This is a genomic window from Streptomyces sp. NBC_00670, assembly GCF_036226765.1.
In the GTDB taxonomy this organism is placed as follows: domain Bacteria; phylum Actinomycetota; class Actinomycetes; order Streptomycetales; family Streptomycetaceae; genus Streptomyces.
The window spans coordinates 1024370-1048845 of record NZ_CP109017.1; the positions used below are offsets into that span (position 1 = coordinate 1024370).

The 24476-nt window shown below is 72.8% G+C and carries 22 protein-coding genes; 12 read left to right on the top strand and 10 right to left on the bottom strand.

Features of this window, described 5'->3' with window-relative positions; translation table 11 throughout:
* The first annotated feature begins 119 nt into the window (after positions 1-119).
* Positions 120-557 carry a MarR family winged helix-turn-helix transcriptional regulator gene (locus tag OIE12_RS04465; RefSeq protein ID WP_329141730.1) on the top strand — a complete coding sequence of 146 codons (438 nt, stop codon included), beginning with the start codon at positions 120-122 and terminating at the stop codon, positions 555-557.
* Here the strand turns inward: OIE12_RS04465 and OIE12_RS04470 are convergent.
* Positions 554-1309, bottom strand: a complete 756-nt coding sequence (locus tag OIE12_RS04470) for a hypothetical protein (protein WP_329141731.1) — start codon at positions 1307-1309, stop codon at positions 554-556. The genes OIE12_RS04465 and OIE12_RS04470 overlap by 4 nt on opposite strands.
* A 286-nt stretch (positions 1310-1595) precedes the next feature.
* Here OIE12_RS04470 and OIE12_RS04475 point away from each other — a divergent pair, with 286 nt between their 5' ends.
* Entirely contained in the window at positions 1596-3440 is a 1845-nt protein-coding gene (locus OIE12_RS04475) for an ABC transporter ATP-binding protein (protein ID WP_329131947.1), read from the top strand.
* Positions 3437-5218, top strand: coding sequence for an ABC transporter ATP-binding protein (locus OIE12_RS04480; protein ID WP_329131949.1), 1782 nt, complete (start codon positions 3437-3439; stop codon positions 5216-5218). Before OIE12_RS04475 ends, OIE12_RS04480 begins: the two co-directional genes overlap by 4 nt.
* Positions 5219-5306: 88 nt before the next feature.
* Here OIE12_RS04480 and OIE12_RS04485 read toward each other — a convergent pair whose 3' ends face one another.
* The 4 genes from OIE12_RS04485 to OIE12_RS04500 form a co-directional block, all read right to left on the bottom strand.
* Positions 5307-6089 (bottom strand): ABC transporter permease, encoded by a 783-nt coding sequence (locus OIE12_RS04485; protein ID WP_329131951.1) that lies wholly within the window; start codon positions 6087-6089, stop codon positions 5307-5309.
* On the bottom strand, positions 6086-7096 hold the full coding sequence (locus OIE12_RS04490; RefSeq protein ID WP_329131953.1) for an ATP-binding cassette domain-containing protein: 1011 nt from the start codon (positions 7094-7096) through the stop codon (positions 6086-6088). Before OIE12_RS04490 ends, OIE12_RS04485 begins: the two co-directional genes overlap by 4 nt.
* Before the next feature lie 114 nt (positions 7097-7210).
* On the bottom strand, positions 7211-8053 hold the full coding sequence (locus OIE12_RS04495; protein WP_329131955.1) for a DUF4097 family beta strand repeat-containing protein: 843 nt from the start codon (positions 8051-8053) through the stop codon (positions 7211-7213).
* A gap of 90 nt (positions 8054-8143) precedes the next feature.
* Positions 8144-8662: a toxin-antitoxin system HicB family antitoxin gene (locus OIE12_RS04500; RefSeq protein WP_329131957.1), complete on the bottom strand. Its 519-nt coding sequence runs from the start codon at positions 8660-8662 to the stop codon at positions 8144-8146.
* A 422-nt stretch (positions 8663-9084) separates the two neighbouring features.
* Here OIE12_RS04500 and OIE12_RS04505 point away from each other — a divergent pair, with 422 nt between their 5' ends.
* On the top strand, positions 9085-9558 hold the full coding sequence (locus OIE12_RS04505) for a DUF5709 domain-containing protein (RefSeq protein ID WP_329131958.1): 474 nt from the start codon (positions 9085-9087) through the stop codon (positions 9556-9558).
* A 38-nt stretch (positions 9559-9596) separates the two neighbouring features.
* Here OIE12_RS04505 and OIE12_RS04510 read toward each other — a convergent pair whose 3' ends face one another.
* The gene (locus OIE12_RS04510) at positions 9597-10391 is read right to left on the bottom strand and encodes a metal-dependent hydrolase (RefSeq protein WP_329131959.1); all 795 of its coding nucleotides are present in this window, start codon (positions 10389-10391) and stop codon (positions 9597-9599) included.
* A 145-nt stretch (positions 10392-10536) separates the two neighbouring features.
* Here OIE12_RS04510 and OIE12_RS04515 point away from each other — a divergent pair, with 145 nt between their 5' ends.
* Positions 10537-13050 carry a DEAD/DEAH box helicase gene (locus OIE12_RS04515; protein ID WP_329131961.1) on the top strand — a complete coding sequence of 838 codons (2514 nt, stop codon included), beginning with the start codon at positions 10537-10539 and terminating at the stop codon, positions 13048-13050.
* 19 nt (positions 13051-13069) lie between these two features.
* A complete protein-coding gene (locus OIE12_RS04520; RefSeq protein WP_329131963.1) occupies positions 13070-13939 on the top strand; it encodes an acyl-CoA thioesterase in 870 nt (289 codons plus the stop codon).
* On the opposite strand, the gene OIE12_RS04525 is transcribed toward OIE12_RS04520, so the two are convergent.
* Together OIE12_RS04525 and OIE12_RS04530 are read right to left on the bottom strand one after the other, a co-directional pair.
* The gene (locus OIE12_RS04525; RefSeq protein ID WP_329131965.1) at positions 13926-14954 is read right to left on the bottom strand and encodes a DUF6397 family protein; all 1029 of its coding nucleotides are present in this window, start codon (positions 14952-14954) and stop codon (positions 13926-13928) included. The genes OIE12_RS04520 and OIE12_RS04525 overlap by 14 nt on opposite strands.
* A gap of 173 nt (positions 14955-15127) precedes the next feature.
* Positions 15128-15541 carry a roadblock/LC7 domain-containing protein gene (locus OIE12_RS04530; RefSeq protein ID WP_329131967.1) on the bottom strand — a complete coding sequence of 138 codons (414 nt, stop codon included), beginning with the start codon at positions 15539-15541 and terminating at the stop codon, positions 15128-15130.
* Between the two features lie 210 nt (positions 15542-15751).
* Here OIE12_RS04530 and OIE12_RS04535 point away from each other — a divergent pair, with 210 nt between their 5' ends.
* Together OIE12_RS04535 and OIE12_RS04540 are read left to right on the top strand one after the other, a co-directional pair.
* The gene (locus OIE12_RS04535; protein ID WP_329131969.1) at positions 15752-16351 is read left to right on the top strand and encodes a class I SAM-dependent methyltransferase; all 600 of its coding nucleotides are present in this window, start codon (positions 15752-15754) and stop codon (positions 16349-16351) included.
* Between the two features lie 119 nt (positions 16352-16470).
* Entirely contained in the window at positions 16471-17409 is a 939-nt protein-coding gene (locus OIE12_RS04540; RefSeq protein ID WP_329131971.1) for a hypothetical protein, read from the top strand.
* A gap of 88 nt (positions 17410-17497) precedes the next feature.
* Here OIE12_RS04540 and OIE12_RS04545 read toward each other — a convergent pair whose 3' ends face one another.
* Complete coding sequence (locus OIE12_RS04545) at positions 17498-17680, bottom strand: hypothetical protein (protein ID WP_030377777.1); 183 nt, start codon at positions 17678-17680, stop codon at positions 17498-17500.
* Between the two features lie 304 nt (positions 17681-17984).
* Entirely contained in the window at positions 17985-19151 is a 1167-nt protein-coding gene (gene xylA / locus OIE12_RS04550; protein ID WP_329131973.1) for a xylose isomerase, read from the bottom strand.
* Positions 19152-19362: 211 nt separating this feature from the next.
* On the opposite strand from xylA, the gene xylB reads away from it, so the two are divergent.
* The 4 genes from xylB to OIE12_RS04570 all read left to right on the top strand — a co-directional run bounded on the left by xylB (position 19363) and on the right by OIE12_RS04570 (position 24421).
* The gene (gene xylB, locus OIE12_RS04555; RefSeq protein WP_329131975.1) at positions 19363-20802 is read left to right on the top strand and encodes a xylulokinase; all 1440 of its coding nucleotides are present in this window, start codon (positions 19363-19365) and stop codon (positions 20800-20802) included.
* Positions 20803-20952: 150 nt separating this feature from the next.
* Positions 20953-22161 (top strand): ROK family transcriptional regulator, encoded by a 1209-nt coding sequence (locus tag OIE12_RS04560; protein ID WP_329131977.1) that lies wholly within the window; start codon positions 20953-20955, stop codon positions 22159-22161.
* Between the two features lie 217 nt (positions 22162-22378).
* Positions 22379-22978, top strand: coding sequence for an N-acetylmuramoyl-L-alanine amidase (locus OIE12_RS04565; protein WP_329131978.1), 600 nt, complete (start codon positions 22379-22381; stop codon positions 22976-22978).
* Between the two features lie 165 nt (positions 22979-23143).
* A complete protein-coding gene (locus OIE12_RS04570) occupies positions 23144-24421 on the top strand; it encodes a GAF domain-containing protein (protein WP_329131980.1) in 1278 nt (425 codons plus the stop codon).
* The last annotated feature ends 55 nt before the right edge of the window (positions 24422-24476 follow it).

The following is a 24476-nucleotide window of genomic DNA, read 5'->3' on the forward strand; positions in this document are numbered from 1 at the left end:
GTCCTGATATTGTTTCCGTCATGACCACGTCCGGCCCCGCCGACCACGACGCCCCGTCCCACCACCACGAGGGCCCGTCCGACCGTTCCGATGCCGAAGGGCTGCTCGCCGAGCATCTGATGCGGCTCACCCGCCGGGTGCACCGCATTCAGAAACATCATCTGCAGGAGCGCAATCTGGGCATCACCCCCGCCCAGTCCAGGCTGCTGCGCACTCTCGCGCACTACGGTGAGCCGCCGCGCATGGCGGACCTCGCCGCCCGGCTCGAGGTCGTGCCGCGGGCCGTGACGACGCTGGTCGACGGGCTGGAGGCGAGCGGCAAGGTGCGCCGGGTGCCCGATCCCACGAACCGCCGGGTCACCCGGATCGAACTCACGGACGACGGGCTGGCGTCGCTGCGCGAACTGCACGCGGCACGGCGGTCGGCGGTGGAGGAGATCCTCGCCCCTCTGACGGGCGATCAGCGCACGGCGCTGGAGGATCTGCTGGACGCGCTGGTGGAGGGCCGGCACGGTGGCGGCGCACCTGCCGCGCCGCCGCCGGGGGACGCCCGTTAAGCGGCCTTCAGATCGGCCTTGTCGCCCATGACCACCACCGGGTGCTGGGCCGGGTCGAGCGTGCGCAGCAGGTACTCCATGCCGGACTTGGACAGGCTGACGCACGCGGAGGTGCCGCTGCCGTGGTCCATGTGCAGCCAGATGCTGCCGCCCTTGGACTGTCCCTCGGGCCGGGTCGGGTCGTTCGGCGAGGTGCCCTTGACGCGGTTGTAGTCGATGGCGATGACGTAGTCGAAGTCGTGCCAGTGCGACTTCGACCAGTAGTGCGGCGCCTGGAAGGAGCCGGACTGGGTGTACGGCAGCTTGGCGCCCGGGTCCGCGAGGACGCCGCCCGCGTCGCTGAGCGTGAACACCCCCACGGGGCTGCGGTTGTCGCCCTCGTGGTGGTCGGTGGTCCAGCCCTTCTTGCCGTTGTGTCCCTGCCAGGTGCGGGTCTGGTCCCACGTCGAGCCGTGCTTGGTGTACAGAACGATCGTGGAGCCGATCGCGTTCCGGCCGTCGCCGTAGACCGCCACGACCTGGCGGGAGGCGGCCGGGATCTGGCTCCGCAGCCGGTCGCCGACGTCCGGGATGGCCTTCAGATCGGTCGTACGCGCCTTGGCCCGATCGGTGCGGGCGGCCGCGGCGCCGTCGGCCTTCGCCTTGCCCCCGCCGTCCGAACCGCCGCATGCCGACAGGGACATCAGCAGGACACCACAGGCCGCGGCCGCGACCCCGGCCCGTACCGCATCCTTCACACCGCCTATTCGCATGCGGTCCATCGTCCCACCGTCTTGCGGACGATTGCGCACGCCCCCTCGTTTGTCGGCCGATTGGGGACGCCTTGTGACAGCTTCGGGAAACAGCGGGGCCCGGGACGCGGAAAAACCCCTTGCTTTCCGGCACTCCGCGCGGCGAACCTGGCACGGTTTGCTGCGGACCCGGCCACCGGCCCGCCCCGGCCCGTCCACCGCGGCGGACCGGAGCCGGGACCGCGTCCCGAGCACCACCCGCCCCGCCCGAGCCAGACCCGAGCCGCACCCGAACCGCTGGGACGTCATGCAGATCCAAGACCTTCCGTATTCCGATCCGGGCGTGCCGGACGCTCGTTCGGGTCCCCGCTTCCTGTGGTGGCTCTTCCGGAACCAGCTCGGTGGGCAGGTGCGGAGCCTGCTGTGGGGCCTGCTGCACTTCCTCTCCGTCTCCGGGCTGTCCTTCTGCGTCGGCCTGGCCGTGCAGGCCGTCGTCGACCGTTCGGGGACCCGGCTGGCCTGGACGGGCGGTCTGCTGGCGCTGTGCGGCGCGGCCATCGCCCTGGGCGACACGATGCTGCACCGCACCGCGGTGACCAACTGGATCACCGCGGCCGCCCGCGTCCAGCAGCTGCTTGCCCGCAAGGCCGCCCTGATCGGCTCGGCGCTGACCCGGCGGGTGGCCGCCGGCGAGGTCGTCGCGGTCTCCACCGGTGACGTCGAGAAGATCGGCTGGCTGGTCGAGTCCGTCTCCCGGTTCACCGCCGCGGCGGTCACCGTGGCCGCGGTGTGCGTGGCCCTCGTGGTCTACCAGCCGGCGCTCGGCGTGATCGTCGCCCTCGGTGTGCCCGTGCTGGCCCTCGCGGTGCTGCCGCTGCTGCCGCGTGCCACCCGGCGCGCCGACGTCCAGCGCGAGAAGGCCGGCCGCGCCACCGAGCTGGCCTCCGACACCGTCGCCGGGCTGCGGGTGCTGCGCGGCATCGGCGGCGAGGAGCTCTTCCTGGACCGCTACCGCCGGGCCTCCCAGGAGGTGCGCAGGGCGGCGGTGCACAACGCCCGTATGTGGTCGCTGATCTCCGCCATCCAGGTACTGCTGCCCGGACTGCTGCTGATCGCGGTGGTCTGGCGGGGCGTGGCCCTGGCGCGGGAGGGCCGGATCGAGGTCGGCGAGCTGGTCACCGTGTACAGCTCGGTGCTGCTGCTGACGTATCCGCTGCAACACTTCGAGGAGTTCGCGATGGCGTACTCCTTCTCCCGGCCCTCCGCGCAGCGGGCCGCCCGGGTGCTGGCCCTGGAACGGGCCACCGACGCCGGGGGCAAGGGCGGGACCGTCGTGCCCTCCGGTGATCTCTGCGACCCCGCGACCGGACTGCTCGCCCCCTCCGGCCGGCTGACCGCCGTGGTGTGCGGGGACCCGGACGCGGCGGGCCTGCTCGCCGAACGGCTGGGCGGACACCCCGCCGAGAAGAGCACGTCGGTGCTGCTGGGCGGCGTGGCGCTGGACGAACTGCCGCTCGACGTCGCGCGCACCGCCGTCCTGGTCCAGGACAAGGACCCGGTGCTGCTCTCCGGCACGCTGCGCGAACTGCTCGACGTGCCCGCCTCGGGTCTCGTGGGCAGCGAGGAGGCGCTCGCCGCCGCCCAGTGCGGTGATGTGCTGGACGCCCTGGCGCAGGCCTCGCCGTCCGCCCGGGAACCGCTGGAGACACTGATCACCGAACGCGGGCGCTCCCTCTCGGGCGGGCAGCGCCAACGGCTGGCCCTGGCCAGGTCGCTGCTCACCGACCCGGAGGTACTGGTACTGGACGAGCCGACCTCCGCCGTCGACGCGCACACCGAGGCGCGGGTCGCCGAGGGTCTGCGCTCCCTGCGGGCCGGCCGCACCACCGTCGTGTTCACCTCTTCTCCCCTGCTGCTCGACCGGGCGGACCGGGTGGTCCTGGTGCACCGGGGCGAGGTCGCGGCGGTCGGTGTGCACCGCGAACTGGTGTCCACCGATTCCCGGTATCGGGCGGTCGTGACCCGCGAGACCGAGGAGGAGACCGCCGCCGCCCAGGCGGACGCCGGTGCCCCTGACGAGGCCGGACCGGGTGCGGGTGACGCCTCCCTGCGGGCGGACGGCGTACGCGAAGAGATCGAGGAGAACGCATGATCGGCGTGGCGCCCCCGGCGTACGACCCGGCGGCACCGACGACGGCGCACACCCTGCCCGTCGGCGCCCCGGCCACCGTGCGCGCGTACGTCTTGGAACTGTTCCGCCGGCACCGCCGGGCCTTCTTCCTGCTCATCACGGTGAACACGGTCGCCGTGGTCGCCTCGATGGTGGGCCCGTACCTGCTGGGCGGGCTGGTCGAACGGGTCTCGGAGCACGCCGGTGACATCCATCTGACGCGTACCGTCACGCTGTTCGTGGTGGCGCTGGCCGTCCAGGCCGTGTTCGTGCGGGAGCTCCGTCTGCGCGGCGCGGTGCTCGGCGAGCGGATGCTGGCGGACCTGCGCGAGGACTTCCTCGTGCGGTCCGTCGGGCTGCCGCCCGGCGTCCTGGAGCGGGCCGGGACCGGCGACCTGCTCTCCCGGATCACCACCGACATCGACCGGCTGGCCAACGCGATGCGCGAGGCAGTCCCCCAGCTCGCCATCGGCGTGGTGTGGGCGGCGCTGCTGATCGGCGGCCTCGCCGTGACCGCGCCGCCGCTCGCGCCGGCCGTGCTGCTCGCCGTGCCGCTGCTGGTGGTCGGCTGCCGCTGGTACTTCCGGCGGGCGCCGTCCGCCTACCGCTCCGAGGCCGCCGGCTATGCCGCCGTCGCCGCCGCGCTCGCCGAGACCGTGGACTCCGGCCGCACCGTCGAGGCACACCGCCTGGGCGGACGCCGGATCGCGCTGTCGGAGCTGCGCGTCAAGCAGTGGACCGCATGGGAGCGGTACACGCTCTGGCTGCGGTCGGTGCTCTTCCCGGTCGTCAACGTCACCCATACGACGGTTCTCTGCTCGGTGCTGATGGTCGGAGGCGTCTTCGTACTCAACGGCTGGATCGACGTCGGGCAGCTGACCACCGGAGCACTCATCGCCCAGATGCTGGTCGAACCGGTGGGACTGATCCTGCGCTGGTACGACGAACTGCAGGTGGCCCAGGTGTCCCTGGCCCGTCTGGTCGGTGTCCGCGACATCGAGCCGGCCACGGGCGACCGTTCGCTGTCGCCCGAGGGCCGGGACATCCGGGCCGACCGGGTGCGCTTCGGCTACCGGGAGGGCGTCGACGTTCTGCACCAGGTCTCGCTGGCGGTCGCGCCCGGAACCCGGCTCGCCCTGGTCGGCCCCTCCGGCGCCGGCAAGTCCACCCTGGGCCGGTTGCTCGCCGGGATCTACGCCCCCCGCGAGGGAGCGATCTCCCTCGGCGGCGCCGAACTGTCCCGGATGCCCGCCGAGCGGATCCGTTCCCATGTCGCCCTCGTCAACCAGGAGCACCACGTCTTCGTCGGCTCCCTGCGCGACAATCTGCTGCTCGCCCGCGCCGACGCCCAGGACGCGGAGCTGTGGGCGGCGCTGGGCGCGGTCGACGCGGACGGCTGGGCGCGGGCGCTCGCCGAGGAACTGGACACCGAGGTGGGCTCCGGCGGTCTCGCCCTCACACCGGCCCAGGCCCAGCAGATCGCCCTGGCCCGGCTGGTCCTCGCCGATCCGCACACCCTGGTCCTGGACGAGGCGACCTCGCTGCTCGATCCGCGCGCCGCCCGCCATCTGGAGCGTTCGCTCGCCCGGGTGCTGGACGGCCGCACCGTCGTCGCCATCGCCCACCGGCTGCACACCGCGCACGACGCGGACGTCATCGCCGTGGTCGAGGACGGCCGGATCAGTGAGCTCGGCAGCCATGAGGAGCTGGTGGCCGCCGACGGGGCGTACGCGGCCCTGTGGCGTTCCTGGCACGGGTGACACGGGGGCCGCCTTTCGCCGGTGGGACGGGACCGGAGGGGAGGTGCTTGGGCGGTGCGAGGCGGTCTGGGGCGACGGTACGTGCCGCTCAGCGCGTGGTGGTGCTGTTGAACAGGGAGCGGCACCACACGTAGCCGACCAGGGCGATACCGGCGCACCAGGCGAGGGATATCCATCCGTTGTCGCCGATCGCCGTGCCGGAGAGCAGCCCCCGCAACGTCTCGGTCATCGGCGTGAAGGGCTGGTTCTCGGCGAACCAGCGCAGCCCCGGCGACATCGAGTCGGCCGGCACGAACGCCGAACCGAGGAACGGGAGGAACTGGACCAGCAGCGGCTTGTTGCTCGCCGACTCGACGGTCTTGGAGATCAGTCCGAGCGCCGCCGACAGCCACGTCACCGCGAACGCGATGGCCGCGAGGAGGCCTGCGGCAGCCAGCCACTCGAGCGGGCTCGCGTCGGGCCGGAAGCCGACTGCGAGTGCGACGCCCACGACCAGGACGAGGCACATCATCGTCTGCAGAACACTGCCGAGGACGTGTCCTGTCATGAACGACGAGCGTGTGATGTTCATGGTGCGGAAGCGGTTGATGATGCCCTCGGTCATGTCGGAGCAGACCGCGATCGAGGTCGACATCGATCCGGCGGCCACGCCCATCACGATGATGCCGGGCGTCAGGTAGTCGAGATACGCGTCCCTGCCGCCGCCCATTCCGGCGCCGAGGGAGTCGCCGAAGGCGTACACGAACAGCAGCAGCATCAGGATGGGTGTCATGGCGCTGCCGAACCCGACAGCCGGGTAGCGGATCGCGTGCTTCAGGTTGCGCCGCAGCATCGTCATCGAGTCGTGCACGGCGTAGCCGAGGGTGCTCATCGCGAGGTCTCCTTCACGGAAGTCGGCGTGCTGGTGTCGGTGTCCGTCCCGGTGGTGCCGTCGCCGGTGAGGGCGAGGAACACGTCGTCGAGGTCGGGGGTGTGCACGGAGAAGTCGGCGGCGCGGACCCCGGCGGCGTCGAGCCGGTCGAGGAGGGCGCGCAGCGCGTCGAGCCCGCTGTCGCCGGCCACGCGCAGGGCGAGGTTCTCGTCGTCGGGGGCCGCGCCGGGGAAGACGGCGGCCGCGCGCTCGTACTCGGCGAGGTCGTTGAACCGCAGCCGTACGTGGCTGCCGGGGATCTGCGCCTTGAGTTCCTCGGCGGTGCCCTCGGCGACGATGCGGCCGCCGTCGAGCACGGCGATCCGGTCGGCCAACTGGTCGGCCTCTTCCAGGTACTGAGTGGTGAGGAAGACCGTGGTGCCGCCCGCGACCAGCGAGCGCACCGTGTCCCACATGGTGCGCCGGCTGCGCGGGTCGAGCCCGGTCGTCGGCTCGTCCAGGAAGATCACCTGCGGGTCCCCGACCAGCGTCATGGCCAGGTCGAGGCGGCGCCGCATACCGCCGGAGAAGGTCGCGGCCCGCTTGTGCGCGACGTCCGCGATGCCGAATCGCCGGAGCAACTCCCCTACGCGGACGCGCCCTTCCCGTTTGCCGAGGCGCAGCAGGTCGGCCATCAGGAGCAGGTTCTCCTCGGCGGTGAGCAGATCGTCGAGCGCGGCGAACTGCCCGGTGACGCCTATCGCGGCGCGCACTCCGTCCGGTGACGTGGCGACGTCGTGCCCCGCGACCTGGGCCTGTCCTCCGTCGGCGGCGATCAGCGTGGAGAGGATCTGCACGGTGGTGGTCTTGCCGGCGCCGTTGGGGCCGAGCAGAGCGAAGACGGATCCGGCCGGGATGCGCAGATCGATTCCGTCGAGCACGGTCTTGTCGCCGTACGACTTGCGCAGACCGAGGGTGGAGACGGCGGCGGCCCGCTGGGGACCATTCGGCCGATTGGACGTGGGCATGACAGATGAAGGCATCGAGTTCCCCGTTTCGAGGGCTGGAGCAGCCGGCGGGATCCGGGCGGCCGGCAATGCTGGGCGAGCTGACGAGTGGGTGAGGCGTGGGCGGCCCCGTACTCAGACCTGGGCGCGGCGGATGTCGATGTTGCCGTAGCGGGTCCGGGCGCGCACCTCGACGGTGTCCTCGGCCTCCGCCGGAGCGTCGGAAGCGGTGAGCGTATTGCGCACCTGACCGTGGCCGGAGCTGACGTCCAGCCAGGCGGCGGTGCCCTTCCGGATGCCGATCTCGATGGCGCCGGCGGACGTCTCCAACTGGACCGAGCCCCTGGCGACCTCGGAGACACGCAGGGTGCCGTGGGCGGTGGTGGCGGTGACCGAGCCCTCGGCGCGCGCGATGTCGATGTCCCCGTTGGCGCCGTTCACCCGGAGGTCACCGGTCACGACTCCCACGGTGGTGGTGCCGTGCGAGTTCTTCAGGACGGCCGCGCCGCTGACGGCGCCGATCCGCATACTGCCGGAACTGGTGGCGATCTCGGCCGCGCCCTCGACCCGGTCGACGCTGATCGACCCATGGGAGGTGGTCAGTTGCAGCGGACCGGTGGTGTCGAGGCGGACGTCGCCGACGGAGGTCTTCACCCGGACTTCGCCGAGCCGGCCCTCACCGGATACCTGGATCCAGGAACCGTTCGCATCGACCTGCGAGCCCATGGGCAGTTCGACCGTCACGTCGACGACTCCGGAGGGCCCGATCACGCGGCGCTCCTTCGTCCGGACGGTCAGCGTGCCGTTCGCGTACGTGACCTCGGTCTGCTCGGCGGCCTTCGCGTCCTTGGTCCGCTTCGGGTCGCGGGGCAGTACCTCGACGACCGTCTCGGGGCGGTCGCCCGCGGCGAACCGGATGGATCCGGCGCCGACGTGGGCGGTGACGGCGATGGGCTCGGGGGTGTCGAAAGAAGGCATGGCTGTTCCGTCCTCTTGGTTCGTCGGGTCGTCCCGCTGGTGGGACGTGATGCGGGTGTCGCGCTTTTCCTCTGGTGCGAGCGGCTGCGGCTAGCGCACCCAGCCCGTGAAGCTCTGTCCGACGGCGTGGGCCCTCTCCGACGTACGCGGCCGCGCGCCGCCGTCGACCGCCGCCGACACGGCCCGGACCAGCCAGGCGTTGACCGACAGCCCCTCGTGGGCCGCGGCCTCCTCGGCGCGCGCCTTGAGGTGGGCCGGCAGGCGCAGGTTGACGCGGGCGGTGCCACCCTCGTCGCCTTCCACGGGCGCCGGCGCCTTGAGCGGTTCGGCATGGGTGAAGGCCGACTTCGCGGCGACGACGTCGACGGGCGGCGGCGTGACCACGAAGTCGGGATCCAGTCCGCGCAGCCGTACGTCGACCGAGCCGGGGGCGAGCTCCCGTGTGATCTCGTCCATCGCGGCCGAGAGCACGTTGAGCATGGTCAGACGGGTCGCCGACTCCAGGGGAGCGGTGAGCCGCTCGGCCAGCTCGCGGGCGTCTTCTCCGCCGGCCTCGGCGGCCACCGCGAGTTCACGGCGGAGAGTGTCGACGTAGGGAGTGAGGTCCATGACGCCATCATGGCATCACTATGGCGCCACGCACAAGCCCGATTGGCACCCGGCATGTCCGACCTCCCTCGAAGGCAGCCCTGACCTGCGAGAACCCAAGGAAGGTCAGCCTGAGCCACGTTGACACCATCCACCGCCACACGCCGATGACACCGCACCCTGGCACCCCGTGGCACCGCATGGCGCCATGCGGTGCCACGGGGTGCCACTCGGCGCCACCCGGCGCCGCCGGGGCTTGCGGCAGCCCCGCCGGACCGGCCGTTTGCGCCGTGTCGAGCCGGGGTGGAACGCTGGAGGTGTCACGGGTCGCGGAGGCCGCCGCAGCCGTACGGTCACCGGCGTCCTGGCCCGTGCCGGGCACGTGCGCTCCTCCGGCCGCACCGGGCGGCCCGGGCGTGCGGCCCCTCCCCTTGGAGGTACCCGTGTCCAGCGCCGACGGATGGGGGGACGACGTCTACCAGCCCGACGGATCCGAGATCCAGGAGGACTCGGGGCTCCTCGACGTCGAGGACACCCTGGAGACCGACGGAGTGGACGACCCGCTCGACCGGGGCTGGTCGCCCCCGGAGCGGCCCTGGGCGGTGGAGCACCGGGGAGTGACCGCGGCGGAGCGCCGGCGGGGCGAGACGCTGGAGCAGCGTCTGGCCGAGGAGCTGCCCGACCCGGTGCCCGTGGACGGCGACGGCATCGGTGACGCACCGGACAGCGACGGTGAGCCCGTCGACAACGAGGTGGGCACTGCCCGTTCCGGCCGGCTGGTGGCGCCCGACGAGGGCGCGCACGAGGACGGGGAGAGCGGGCTGATCGCCACGGACGTCGGCATCGACGGTGCCGCGGCGTCCGCGGAGGAGGCGGCGGTGCACGTCGTCGACGAGGACTCCGCCCCGTATGCCTGACGGCGGCCCGTGGCCCGTGGGCAGATGCGGACCAGGGGTCAGATGTAGTTGAGTGCCGCCGCGCCGCCGACCCCGCCGAGCACCATGAACGCCGGCATGAGCACCTTCAGCTCCACCCAGCTGCCCGCACGGAACCGCATCGCCTTCGGCGGACCCACCGGATACCAGCGCTTGCGGCCCACCGGTATCGGCCACAGGATCGGGCAGCCGGAGACCGTCAGGGCGTCCCCGATGTCGTGCACCAGCGCGCCGAGCACGATCGGCAGTCCCAACCACAGGTACTCCTGGCCCGGCGCCGTGAACAGCCAGTCCGAGCCCTTGCCCGGCTCGTCGAGGATGCCCGCGAGGATCCACGCGCTCGTCGCGGCCAGCAGCCACACCAGGACGTCACTGCTGGACCCGCGCGCCGCCCGCCACAGCAGGCCCTCGATGGCCAGCACCATGTGCACGAAGAGGATGCCCAGCACGGCCCAGCGACCGCCCGTGATGGCGAGGACGGAGGTGCCACCACCGATCAACACGGCCCAGAGCCAGGTGTGCGTCAACGTGCGGTGACCGCCCGAGCGCCTCGGGTCACCCTTCTTCCTCGTGCCCTGGTAGACGGTGTGGGACAGCGTGTCGACGATTTCGCACAGCCAGCGGGACAGGGGGCCGAACGCCCTCGAGATGGTGGCCGCCTTGTGGTCCAGATCGGGGGCCAGCGCGGCCCCCGCGCAGATCAGGGCGCCGACCAGCAGCACCGGCCAGGGCATCGGATGCCCGGCCGCGGCCGTCGCCGCGCCGACGCCGAGCCAGGCCGCCGCCCCCGACAGTGAGTGCGCTGGTCCCATCATGGCCGTGTCCCGCCCCATTTCTCGTTCGCCGTTGCCCAGTTGGTGCGTGCGCCGCCACCGCACCGGCGCCACAGCGTAGCGTTCGCGATCTTCGGGCCCGCAGCCGATTCCCCCTACGGCGCCGTCGGCAGGCAAGATGGAGGGCGTGACCCTTATCGATCAGCTCCCGCGGACCGCCGACCCCGATGCCCTCTACGAAGCCTTCGAGTCGTGGGTCGGGGAACGGGGTCTGACCCTCTACCCGCACCAGGAGGAGGCGCTGATCGAGGTGGTCTCGGGTGCGAACGTGATCGTCTCCACCCCGACGGGCTCGGGCAAGAGCATGATCGCCGCGGGGGCGCACTTCGCGGCGCTCGCCAAAGACGAGGTCACGTTCTACACCGCGCCGATCAAGGCGCTGGTGTCGGAGAAGTTCTTCGAGCTGTGCAAGCTGTTCGGCACCGAGAACGTCGGCATGCTCACCGGTGACGCCTCCGTCAACGCCGACGCCCCCGTCATCTGCTGCACGGCCGAGGTGCTGGCGTCCATCGCGCTGCGCGACGGCCGGCAGGCGGACGTCGGCCAGGTGGTGATGGACGAGTTCCACTTCTACGCGGAGGGCGACCGCGGCTGGGCCTGGCAGATCCCGATCCTGGAGCTGCCGCAGGCCCAGTTCATCCTGATGTCGGCGACGCTCGGCGACGTCTCCTTCTTCGAGAAGGACCTCACCCGCCGCACCGGCCGCCCCACCGCGGTGGTCCGTTCGGCGACCCGTCCGGTGCCGCTGTCGTACGAGTACCGCTACACCCCGCTGACCGAGACGCTCACCGACCTGCTGGCGGGCCGGCAGGCGCCGGTGTACATCGTCCACTTCACCCAAGCGCAGGCCGTGGAGCGGGCGCAGGCGTTGATGAGCATCAACATGTGCACCCGGGAGGAGAAGGAGCAGATCGCCGAGCTGATCGGCAGCTTCCGTTTCACCACCAAGTTCGGCCGCAACCTCTCCCGCTATGTACGCCACGGCATCGGTGTGCACCACGCCGGCATGCTGCCCAAGTACCGGCGGCTCGTCGAGAAGCTCGCCCAGGCCGGTCTGCTGAAGGTCATCTGCGGCACCGACACCCTGGGCGTGGGCGTCAACGTGCCCATCCGGACCGTGCTGTTCACGGCGCTGACGAAGTACGACGGCAGCCGGGTGCGGACCCTGCGCGCACGTGAGTTCCACCAGATCGCGGGCCGCGCGGGGCGGGCGGGGTACGACACGGCCGGCTTCGTCGTCGCGCAGGCGCCCGAGCACGTCATCGAGAACGAGAAGGCGCTCGCCAAGGCCGGTGACGACCCGAAGAAGCGCCGCAAGGTGGTGCGCAAGAAGGCACCCGAGGGGTTCGTCAGCTGGACCGAGAAGACCTTCGAGAAGCTCATCGACTCGCAGCCGGAACCGCTCACCTCCCGCTTCCGGGTGACGCACACGATGCTGCTGTCGGTGATCGCCCGTCCCGGCAACGCGTTCGAGGCGATGCGCCATCTGCTGGAGGACAACCACGAGCCGCGCAAGCAGCAGCTGCGGCACATCCGGCGGGCCATCGCCATCTACCGGTCGCTGCTGGACGGCGGCATCGTCGAGAAGCTCGACGAGCCGGACCCCACCGGGCGGATCGTGCGGCTCACGGTCGACCTTCAGCAGGACTTCGCGCTCAACCAGCCGCTGTCGACGTTCGCGCTCGCCGCCTTCGAGCTGCTGGACCCCGAGTCGCCGTCCTACGCGCTCGACATGGTCTCCGTCGTGGAGTCCACCTTGGACGACCCGCGGCAGATCCTCGCCGCCCAGCAGAACAAGGCGCGCGGCGAGGCCGTGGCGGCGATGAAGGCGGACGGCGTCGAGTACGAGGAGCGGATGGAGCGGCTCCAGGAAGTGACGTACCCCAAGCCGCTGGAGGAGCTGCTCTTCCACGCCTACCACACGTACCGCAAGAGCCACCCGTGGGTGGGCGACCATCCGCTGTCGCCGAAGTCCGTCGTCCGGGACATGTTCGAGCGGGCCCTCTCCTTCACGGAGTTCGTGTCGTTCTACGAGCTCGCCCGCACCGAGGGCATCGTGCTGCGCTATCTCGCCAGCGCCTTCAAGGCCCTCGACCACACCGTCCCCGACGATCTGAAGTCCGACGACCTCGAGGACCTGATCGCCTGGCTGGGCGAGATGGTGCGTCAGGTCGACTCCAGCCTGCTGGACGAGTGGGAGCAACTCGCCAACCCCGAGGAGATGACCGCCGAGCAGGCCCAGGAGAAGGCCGACCAGGTCAAGCCGGTCACCGCCAACGCCCGCGCCTTCCGGGTGCTGGTCCGCAACGCCATGTTCCGCCGGGTCGAACTGGCCGCGCTGGACCAGGTCGAGGAACTGGGCGAGCTGGACGCCGAGACCGGCTGGGACGCGGACGCCTGGGGCGAGGCGATGGACAAGTACTGGGACGAGTACGAGGAGCTGGGCACCGGTCCCGATGCCCGCGGCCCCCGTCTGCTGATGATCGAGGAGGACCCGGGTGCCGGGATCTGGCGGGTCCGCCAGGCCTTCGCCGACCCCAACGGCGACCACGACTGGGGCATCAGCGCCGAGGTCGACCTGACGGCCTCGGACGCCGAGGGCCGCGCCGTCATCCGGGTCACCGACGTCGGCCAGCTGTGAGCACGGAAAGGCGCGTTCCATGACCACGAACCCGGCGGAGCGACTCGTCGACCTGCTCGATCTGGAGCAGATCGAGGTCAACATCTTCCGCGGCCGCAGCCCCCAGGAGTCCCTGCAGCGGGTCTTCGGCGGCCAGGTGGCCGGCCAGGCGCTGGTCGCGGCGGGCCGCACCACCGACGGCGAGCGCCCGGTGCACTCGCTGCACGCGTACTTCCTGCGCCCGGGAATTCCCGGGGTGCCGATCGTGTACCAGGTCGAACGTTCCCGTGACGGGCGGTCCTTCACGACCCGCCGGGTCACGGCCGTGCAGCAGGGCCGCACGATCTTCACGCTGACCGCCTCCTTCCACAAGCCGGAACAGGGAGGTTTCGAGCACCAGCTGCCTCCGGCGCGCGAGGTGCCGGACCCCGAGTCGCTGCCGACGGTGTCGCAGGAGGTCAGGGAGCACCTCGGCGCGGTGCCCGAGACGCTGGAACGGATGGCCCGGCGGCAGCCGTTCGACATCCGCTACGTGGAGCGGCTGCGCTGGACGTCCGAGGAGGTCAAGGACGCCGAACCGCGCAGCGCGGTGTGGATGCGGGCCGTCGGGCCGCTGGGTGACGACCCTCTCGTGCACACCTGCGCGCTGACGTACGCGAGCGACATGACGCTGCTGGACGCCGTCCGCCTGCCCGTCGAACCACTGTGGGGGCCACGCGGCTTCGACATGGCGTCGCTGGATCACGCCATGTGGTTCCACCGTCCCTTCCGCGCGGACGAGTGGTTCCTCTACGACCAGGAGTCGCCGATCGCGGTGGGCGGCCGGGGACTGGCCCGCGGGCGCATCTACGACCGTCAGGGGCAGATGCTGGTGTCGGTGGTCCAGGAAGGGCTGTTCAGGGCGTTGTAGCCGGTGCGCCGCTCCGTTCCCTCCCCCGGGGCACCGTCCCGTCGGGACGGGCGCGGCCGCGCCCCGGCCAGCGCAGCAGCTGCCGTCGCCGCGCCTGCTCCGGGTCGTCCGGACGCCGCCCGTGCCGGGCTTGCGGTGGCGTCCCGTGCGGCTGTGCGCGCGGCAGCGACGCAGCGGGACGGGGGGCGGGCCGGTGGCGCCGCGCGGCGGCGAGCTCCTGCTCCAGGCAGGCCCGGAGCCAGTCGATCTCATCGGGATCGCCGGCGGTCATGACGTCCGCGGTGATGCGGGCCGCCGGCGACTCCGCGACGACAGGGGCGGACCGGTCGGGCCGGTGGCGGTTGAGGTGCGCCCGTTCGTAGGGGTCCGGCACCAGCTCCGCCACGAGGAGGGGATCGAGCAGGGAGGCCATCGCGGCCGCCCGCCGCCACGGGTTCTCGGTCCGGCGCAGCAGGAACCCGAGGTGCCTGCCGCGCCAGTTGCGGGGCCGCAGGTCCAGGCCGGCCGCCAGTTGGTCGCGCAGTCCTTCCGGAGTGCGGCCGGTCAGCAGCGGGGCGTGGGCCTCGTCGGCGGCGAACCGCCGGATCTCCTCGGCCAGGTACAGCCAGACCACGGCCCGGTAGCGGTTGAGGTAGAACGTCACCGGGACGACCAGGCCCAAGCGGGCGAACCGGGTGAACCGCGCCACCGTCACCCCCATCAGTGCGGCGCCCTCACGGGTGCCGACGGCGCGTACGCGTTCCCGCAGCGCCTCGGGGAAGCCCGGCTCGGCGCGCAGCCGCTCGATCTCCTCCCGGGGCACCCGGCGGTCCTCGCCCCCGCCTCCCTCGTCGGGCGCGGTGCGGATGCGTCCGAGCCGCACGGCCAGGTCGAACTCGCCGCGCCGCAACTGCAGTTCCCGGGCGGCCCGGGCGAACGTCACGGTGGTGCCCGGTGCTGCGGCAAGTGCGCGTTCCGGGTGCGCGTGTGAGACGGACGTGGGCGTGTCGTTGAGCGTCATGGTTTTGCCGGACATGATGGTTCTCCCCCGTGGAGCCGGTGCTCGCGTCGGTGTGCGCTCGCTTCGGGAAAAACCGTAGCCGGATTCGCGGATCGCCGAGCGGGCCTGTGGACAACTCGGCCGCGCTCGTTGTTCCCGCAAGGTCAGGGGCGCAGTGGTGACGGCCGGCAGGCGACGTTCGGGGGCGCTCAGTACGCGGTGTCGGGCGGGCGCTCCGGCCCCCGGGTGTCGACGCCGAGGTGTTCGCCGACGCGGTTGACGAGCAGCGTCATCTCGTAGGCGAGGCGCCCGACGTCGGCCTCGGCGGCGCTCAGGACGCACAGGCAGCTGCTTTCGCCGGCCGAGGTCACGAACAGGACGGCGTCGTCGAACTCGATCACGGTCTGCCGTACACCGCCCGCACCGAAGTACCGCCCGGACCCCTTGGCCAGACTGTGCAGCCCCGAGGACACTGCCGCCAGGTGCTCGGCGTCCTCCCGTCGTAACCCCGTGCTCGTACTGGTCACCAGCCCGTCGTTGGACAACACCAGTGCGTGGCGCACGTATTCGACACGTTGGGTCAGGTCGTCGAGCAGCCAGCCGAGCCTCTTGTCGTACGCCATGGATCGCTCCCCCCGTCCGGCTCCCCCTCTCCGGGGTCCGCTCGGCCAGCCTTCCCCACGGGTGGCGCACGGGCAAGCGGATGCGGGACACGGCGCGGAAGATGACCGAGGACCGACGGCGGCCGGTGGCCGGACCGGGGACGGCGGCGGGGCCGCGGGCGGGGTGCGCGCGAGCGGCGGGCCCCTCCTCCGTGCGGGATCATGCCGTGCATGAGTGACGACCACACACGCGTAAGGGAGTTCTTCACCGCTCGGGCCGCCGACTGGGACCGCCGGTTCCCGGACGACGCTCCCGCGTACGCCGCCGCGGTCGCCGGCCTGGGTCTGCGGGCCGGTGACCGGGTGCTGGACGCCGGATGCGGCACGGGGCGGGCCCTGCCACCGCTGAGAGCGGCGGTGGGTGATACGGGGACGGTGGTGGGCGCCGACCTGACCCCCGCCATGCTCGGGGCCGCCGTACGGGCCGGGCGGGACCGGGCGGGGAGGCTGCTGCTCGCCGACGTGGCACGGCTGCCGCTGCGCGACGCCTCGTTCGACGCCGTGTTCGCCGCGGGCCTTGTCGCACATCTGCCGGATCCGGCTGGAAACCTTCGGGAGTTGGCGCGTGTGGTGCGCTCCGGTGGCGTCCTCGCGCTCTTCCATCCGATCGGCCGGGCGGCCCTCGCCGCACGGCAGGGCCGCCGGATCACGCCCGGGGATCTGCGTGCCGAGGCCAACCTGGGGCCTCTGCTGGGGGATTCCGGCTGGCGCATGACGTCGTACGTCGACGAGGACGCGCGATTCCTGGCGCTGGCCCTGCGCGAGGACTGACCAGGACCGGGACGGCGGTGCCCGCGCAGGTCCGGGTGTGCTTCGCAGTCGTGACAACCGGGTCGCGTGCGCATTAGGGTGCGCGGTGCGCCGAGGGGCGAGCAGAGAGGAGGAGGGCAATGGCCGGGACGGACGAGGACGTCGTGACTGTCGAGGACGATGCGCTGTATGTGCTCACGGCGATCCTGTTGACGCCTGCGAACTTCCCCAGTGTGCTGGGCGACGACTACCCGGCGGCCTGCGCGGCGCTGGAACTGGCGCCCCTCGTCGACGGGTACGGTCTCGTGCTCGGTCAGGACAGTGAGGGCGCACGGTGGACGGTCGTCGTCGACGACGTGTCGCTGGTCGCCGTCGCCATCTCCTCCTGGGACTGCGGGATGGAGTACGACCTGTCGCCCGACGAGCGGTCGGTCGTCACCGCGCTGCCCGGCTGGCCCCTCGCGGTCGCCGTGGCCGCACCGGGCGTGCCCGCGCCGCACGATCCGCCGCCCGAGCTCACGGACCGGGCACCGCTCGTCCCGCCGGACACCACCAGTTGGGGTCCCGCGCAGCGCCGGCTCGGCGCCGACGAGATCGCGCTGCAGTGGGCGGCCTGGCGCGCGCAGATCGACGAGGCCTTCTCCGCGCCGCCGGGGGCGCGCACCGCGGCGGACGACTCCGGGACGGCCGGGGAAACGCCCGGCGCCGAAGAGGACACGCCTCCCGGTGCAGCCGTGACCGAGGCCGAGCGCGTGCACGGCGACGCCGGCGCCCCCGCCGGGAGCGAGGCGCGGACGGCCCCGGGGAGCAGGTCCCGTGAGATCCGCCGTGTTCTCGCCGAGGCGCGTGCCTATGTGGACACTCCCCCGCCGCTGGGCCGGGTCCGGTCCTCCTTCGCGTCCGACGACGCGCGTACCCTGCGCGCCGACGGTCCGGGATGGTCCCTGGTCGCCCGCACGGACGACATGGCGTTCCTGCTCCTGGACGACGAACCGGGAGAGGTTCTCCCCGTGGGACGCGGCCCCGAACTGCCGGATCTGCTGGAGGCCCTGGACAAGATGGCCGTCCGCCCGGCCTGAACGTCAGGCGCACGGCCCGGGCCCCGGCCCGAGAAGGCCCGGCCCGGGCGCCGGCACGCATCCCGCGCCGGCCGTCACCGGGTGTCCGTCAGCGCCCGAGTTCCTTGCGCGTCACGCGGCGCAGCCGGCGGCGCTGGGAGGGGTCCAGGGCCAGATACGCGGCCGCCGGTATGCCCAGGACGATCAGCAGGGCGGCCCACCAGGGCAGCCAGATCCACAGGATGAGGCCGACGAGCACCCCGCCCACGGCGATCTTCGCGTTTCTCGACATGTGTCGCCTCCTGCGCGGCAGCCGCCGCTTCCTGTCCTTGAGGACCGCGTCCGGACGCCTTGTCCGGAGCTGCCTTCGGATGTCTGCTCCAGCTCTCTGTCCGAAGAACGGGCGCGGGCCTCGTCCGGTTCCTTCCGCGACCCTGACACGTCCCTGATCGCACCCCTGAGACGTCCCTGAGCCGCGTCCCTCAGTCTCCCCTGATACGCACGCCGGTCACCCCGTCGTGCGCCGGTCCGGACACGGCCGGGGCGGTCCGACGCACCCCGTGCGTCGGACCGCCCCGCTCCCCGGACGTGCGCGGTCAGCCGCGCGCACGCAGCAAGTGGTCCATGGCCAGCTGGTCGAGACGCTCGAAGGCCATACCGCGTGCGGCGGCCGCCTCCACGTCGAACTCCTCGAAGGCGGTCCGGTCGGCGAGCAGCGCCTGGAGGCCGTCGGCCGCGGTCTGCTGCGTCAGCTGGTCGAGACGCGAGGCGCGCAGGGCCTCCTGGACCTCCGGGTCGGCGCGGAAGGCGGCCGCGCGGTCCTTGAGGATGAGGTAGTTGCGCATGCATCCGGCGGCGGACGCCCACACCCCGTCGAGGTCCTCGGTCCGCGGCGGCTTGAAGTCGAAGTGCCGCGGGCCGTCGTAACCGGCGCTCTCCAGGAGGTCGACCAGCCAGAAGGCGGCACGCAGGTCACCGGCGCCGAAGCGCAGGTCCTGGTCGTACTTGATGCCGGACTGGCCGTTGAGGTCGATGTGGAAGAGCTTGCCCGCCCACAGGGCCTGGGCGATGCCGTGCGGGAAGTTCAGGCCGGCCATCTGCTCGTGGCCGACCTCGGGGTTGACGCCGTACATCTCCGGGCGCTCCAGGCGCTCGATGAACGCCAGGGCGTGGCCGACCGTGGGCAGCAGGATGTCGCCGCGGGGCTCGTTCGGCTTGGGCTCGATGGCGAAGCGGAGGTCGTAGCCCTGGGAGACGACGTACTCGCCGAGGAGGTCGAACGCCTCCTTCATGCGGTCGAGTGCGGCGCGCACGTCCTTGGCGGCGCCCGACTCGGCGCCCTCGCGGCCGCCCCAGGCCACGTAGGTCTTCGCGCCCAGTTCGGCCGCCAGGTCGATGTTGCGGATCGTCTTGCGCAGGGCGTAGCGGCGCACGTCGCGGTCGTTGGCGGTGAACGCGCCGTCCTTGAAGACGGGGTGCGTGAAGAGGTTGGTGGTGGCCATCGGCACCTTCATGCCGGTGGCGTCCAGGGCCTGCCGGAAGCGCTTGATGTGGGACTCGCGCTCGGTGTCGCTCGATCCGAAGGGGATGAGGTCGTCGTCGTGGAAGGTGACTCCGTGGGCCCCGAGCTCGGCGAGGCGCTGCACGGACTCGACCGGGTCCAGGGCGCGGCGGGTCGCGTCCCCGAAGGGGTCCCGTCCCTGCCAGCCGACGGTCCACAGGCCGAAGGTGAACCTGTCCTCGGGGGTGGGCTGGTAGTTCATGCCACGGCTCCTTGCTTGCTGGGACTATTCGTCATGGCGCTTTACAAATTAGTATGCGATCGCAGCTCTGGGAAGACACCCGGGGGTGCCGTCTCCGGTACAGGGGTCCGGAGACGCCGGACATCCCCCGGGCCGACACCGGTCCGGGGCACCTTGACAGCCAGGTCAGGTCAGGTCGGATCCCGCGAGCCGCGGGAAGAGGGAGAGCCCGATGTCAGCAGCCGAAGGACCGCTCGTCGTCGGTGTGGACACATCCACCCAGTCCACCAAGGCGCTGGTCGTCGACGCGTCGACCGGACGGGTGGTGGCGAGCGGCCAGGCGCCGCACACCGTCTCCTCCGGTGCGGGCCGTGAGAGCGACCCGCGTCAGTGGTGGGAGGCGCTGGGCGAGGCGCTGCGCCAGTGCGGGGACGCGGCCCGCGAGGCCGCCGCCGTGTCGATCGGCGGGCAGCAGCACGGCCTGGTGACACTGGACGCCCGGGGCGAGCCGGTGCGTCCGGCGCTGCTGTGGAACGACGTGCGCTCGGCGGCCCAGGCCGGCCGCCTGGTGGAAGAGCTCGGCGGCCCCAAGGCCTGGGCCGAGCGCACGGGCAGCGTGCCCGGCGCCTCGTTCACCGTCACCAAGTGGGCCTGGCTCGCGGAGCACGAGCCGGAGGCGGCCGCCGCCACCGCGGCGGTGCGGCTGCCGCACGACTACCTCACCGAGCGCCTCACGGGCGAGGGCACCACCGACCGCGGCGACGCCTCCGGCACGGGCTGGTGGGCGTCGGCGACGGAGGACTACGACGAGGAGATCCTCGCGCGCGTGGGGCTCGACCCGGCGCTGCTGCCCCGCGTGGTGCGTCCCGGCGAGGTGGCCGGCACCGTGCGTGACGGCCACGACCTGCCGTTCGCCAAGGGCACCCTGGTGGCCTGCGGCACCGGCGACAACGCGGCGGCCGCGCTGGGCCTCGGCCTGCGGCCCGGCACCCCGGTGCTGAGCCTGGGCACCTCCGGAACCGTGTACGCCGTCTCCACGCGCCGTCCGGCCGACCCGACCGGCACGGTGGCGGGGTTCGCCGACGCCCGCGGCGACTGGCTGCCGCTGGCCTGCACGCTGAACTGCACCCTCGCCGTGGACCGGATCGCGGCCCTGCTCGGCCTGGACCGCGAGGCCGTCGAGCCCGGCACCGGCGTCACCCTGCTGCCCTACCTGGACGGCGAGCGCACCCCCGCGCTCCCCCACGCCTCCGGGCTGCTGCACGGGCTGCGGCACGACACGACGCCCGGGCAGCTGCTCCAGGCGGCCTACGACGGCGCCGTCCACGCGCTCCTCGGCGCGCTGGACCTGGTCCTGGACGACGACGCCGACCGCGACGCCCCGCTGCTCCTCATCGGCGGCGGCGCCCGGGGCACGGCGTGGCAGCAGACGGTACGCCGGCTGTCGGGCCGTCCGGTCCAGGTGCCCGAGGCCAGGGAACTGGTGGCGCTCGGCGCCGCCGCCCAGGCGGCCGGGCTGCTGACCGGCGAGGACCCGGCGGCCGTCGCCCGGCGCTGGGACACCGCCCGGGGGCCCGTTCTAAAGTCCGTGGAGCGGGACGAGGCGACGATGGAGCGGATCACCGGGGTACTCTCCGACGCGGCTCCGCTGCTGGAGAAGGAGTCGCGCTGAACGACCGGGGCGCGTACCCGTCCGGCGCCGTGCGGTCCGGACGGGCGGCCGTGCCGTGCGGTGCGGCGACCGCCGTCGGACCGGCGGTGCGCGCGCGGGAGGGGCCGGGCGTGAGCGTGACCGGCAGACCGACGAAGTGACGAGGGAGGCATGACCGCACCGCTGCACGAGGCCCATCCGACCAGTCCCGGCCGTCGGCTGCCGGACACGCAGGCGGGCATGCGCCGGCGCAATCTGGCGCGCGTGATGCACACCGTGAGCGCGGAGGGACCGCTGTCGCGCGCCGCCGTCGCCTCGCGCATCGGTCTGACCCGCGCGGCCGTGTCCACGCTCGTCGACGAGCTCATCAGGACCGGACTGCTGGAGGAGCTGGGTCCCGAACGCCCCGGCCGGGTGGGCCGTCCGGGCTCCGCCCTGGCGGTCAGCGGACGCGGTCCGGCCGGCATCGGCGCGGAGATCGGCGTCGACCACCTCGCGGTGTGCGCGGTGGACCTGCGCGGCGAGGTGCGGGCCCGGGCGATACGTCACGGCACCAACCGCGGCCGTCCCGCGGAGCCGGTGCTCGGCGAACTGACCGCGCTGGTGCGGCAGGTTGTGGCGCAGGCCGAGACGGAGGGGCTGTGGGCGGCGGGACTCGCGGTCGCCGTGCCGGGTCTGGTCGCCCCCGACGCCCGTACCGTCGTCCGGGCCCCCAACCTGGGCTGGCGGGAGCTCGATCTCGGTCCGCTGCTGCCCGCCGGGCTGCCGCTGACCGTGGACAACGAGGCCAACTTCGGCAGTCTGGCGGAGCTCTGGCTCGGGGAGGGCACGCCCCGCGACTTCCTGCACGTGTCCGCCGAGATCGGTATCGGTGGCGCGGTGGTCGTGGACGGGCGGCTGCTGCGGGGCACGCGCGGGTTCGCCGGGGAGCTGGGGCATGTGCCGGTGCGGCCGGAGGGGCCCGCCTGTGTCTGCGGCGGGCGCGGCTGTCTGGAGCAGTACGCGGGTGAGGAGGCGGTGCTGCGGGCGGCCGGGCTGGAGCCGCGGGAGGACCGGGTCGGGCTGCTGGGCGAGCGTGCGGCCGCGGGGGACGCCGCCGTACGGCGGGCGCTGCGCGGGGCGGGTACCGCGCTCGGCATCGCGCTGACCGGCGCGGTCAATCTGCTCGACCCGCGGACGGTCGTGCTGGGCGGGGCGCTGTCCCATCTCGCGCCCTGGCTGCTGCCCTCGCTGGAGCGGGAACTGGACCGCCGCACGGCGGGATCCGCGTGCCCGGTGGCCGTCTCCCGGCTCGGCCCGCAGGGCCCTCTGCTCGGGGCGGCGCACTCGGTGGCCAGGGCGGTCCTCGACGACCCGGCGGCGGTGGCGGAACGCGGGTAGGCACACGCCAAAGGCACCGGCTGTGCGCCTCGTTCACTCGTGTGAGTGGCGGAGTTATCCACAATTCGCGGGTTGTCCACCGATTCCCGTGCCGTTCCCCTGTCCTCCCGGGAAGCGCCGTACCGTGATGTCACGCGAGGCGCCCGGGCCCGGCAGGGAACCGGTCGGGCGGGCCTCGCTCCCGCATCCTTCGCCCCTCACGGAAAGGGACCCGACCATGGAACGAGGCCTTCCGCTCGTCGGCAGGCGGCTCTTACTGAAGAGCGCCGCGCTCGCCGCCGTCTCCTGTCCGCTGCTCCCCGCGCCGCCGGCGGGCGCACGCGTCCGGACCGTCGACTACCCGGACGCCGAATGGGTTCCCGCGAGCACCTCCAACTACACCGCGTCCGGCCGTCCGACGAGTTACCCGGTCGACCACGTCGTCATCCATGTGACCCAGGAGACCTACGCCGACACGCTGAAGATCTTCCAGAACCCGCAGAAGCAGGTGTCCGCGCACTATGTCGTGCGGTCGGCCGACGGACACGTGGCGCAGTGCGTACGGGAGCACGACATCGCCTGGCACGCGGGGAACTGGGACTACAACACCCGCAGCATCGGCATCGAGCACGAGGGCTGGGTGGACCAGCCGGCGTACTTCACCGACGCCCTGTACGAGGAGTCGGCGCGCCTCACGGCCGCGCTGTGCGACACGTACGGCGTCCCGAGGGACCGCTCGCACATCATCGGACACTACGAGGTGCCCGGCACCGACCACACCGATCCCGGACCGCACTGGGACTGGACGCGCTACATAAGACTCGTCAACAACGCCTGACACCCGTCGTCCACCCGGCGGGGCCGGATCCCGCCCGTTCGGACGGATGCGCGTCGAAACGGTTGTCGGGGTCCGGTCGGGGAGTGACGATGTGCCCAGCCGCACCGTCCCGTTGTCTCCCCGCACCACGCCGTACCGCCGCGCATCGCCCTCCGGGAGGCCGAGTTGACCGATCCCTGGGTGGCCCTGGAACCGGGTGCCGACCCCGTCGAGCGGGTCCGGGCGCTGCGCCGGGCCCATGAGACGTTCACGCGGGCCGGCACGGTGCCGCAGCCGGTGCGGTCCGTGGTGGCCGACTCGTGGCGGCGCTCGGCGCGGGCCGGGGTGGGGCCGGACGGCACGGCGGACGTGGAGCTGTCCGGAACGGACCTCGGGGCGTACCGCGCGGAGCATCCGCTGGCGGTGGTGATGCCACTGATCCGGGAACTGCTGGGGTCGTTCGCGGCGGACGGCGAGCACTTGCTGGCGGTGTGCGACGCGCAGGGCAGACTGCTGTGGGTCGAGGGGCACCCTGTGACGCGGCGGCGGGCGGACCGGATGAACTTCGTCCCGGGTGCCCGCTGGGCGGAGAGCGCGGTCGGCACCAACGCACCGGGGACGGCGGTGGCCGTCGACCGGCCGGTGCAGGTGTTCGCGGCCGAGCACTTCAGCCGGCGGGTGCAGCCGTGGACGTGCGCGGCGGCGCCGGTGCACGATCCACGGACGGGGCGGGTGCTCGGCGCGGTCGACATCACCGGTGGGGACGGGCTGGCGCATCCGCACAGCCTGGGCTTCGTACAGGCGGTGGCCCGGGCGGCGGAGTCGCAGTTGTCGCTGCTCCAGCCGCCGGGACCGGCCGCCGGCACGGCCGAGTTGTCGGCGCTGGGCCGGGACGAGGCGCGGTTGCGGGTACGCGGGCGGACGCTGCGGCTCAGCCGGCGGCACAGCGAGATCGTGCTGCTGCTTGCCCGGCATCCGGAGGGGCTGAGCGGCGACGAGCTGCTGTGCGCGCTGTACGAGGACGAGTCGGTGACGCCGGTGACCCTGCGCGCCGAACTGGCCCGGCTGCGCCGGATCCTGGGACCGGGGCTGCTGGCCTCGCGTCCGTACCGGCTGACGGCGGCGGTCGAGTCCGACGTCACCGTCGTGGAGCGCCGGTTGGAGACGGGAGCGGTGGCCGGTGCGGTGCTGGCCTACGTCGGCCCGCTGCTGCCCGCCTCGCAGGCACCGGCGGTGGTCCGGCTGCGGCGCCGGCTCGCCGACGGGCTGCGCACGGCGCTGCTGGCCCGGCGCGACCCGGACCTGCTCGCCGGCTGGGCCCACGCCGCGTGGGGCGAGGACGACCTGGAGATCTGGCGCGCACTGGCCACGCTGCGCCCGACCCCGACGGTCCGCGCCCATCTCCACCAACTGGAGACGGAACTGGCGGTGCCGGGGGGTTGGGGCGGGGTGGGGATGGGGTGAGGGGGCGGGGAGGGGGAAGCCCCCCAGGGAGGAAGCCCCCCGGGGAAGGAGCCCC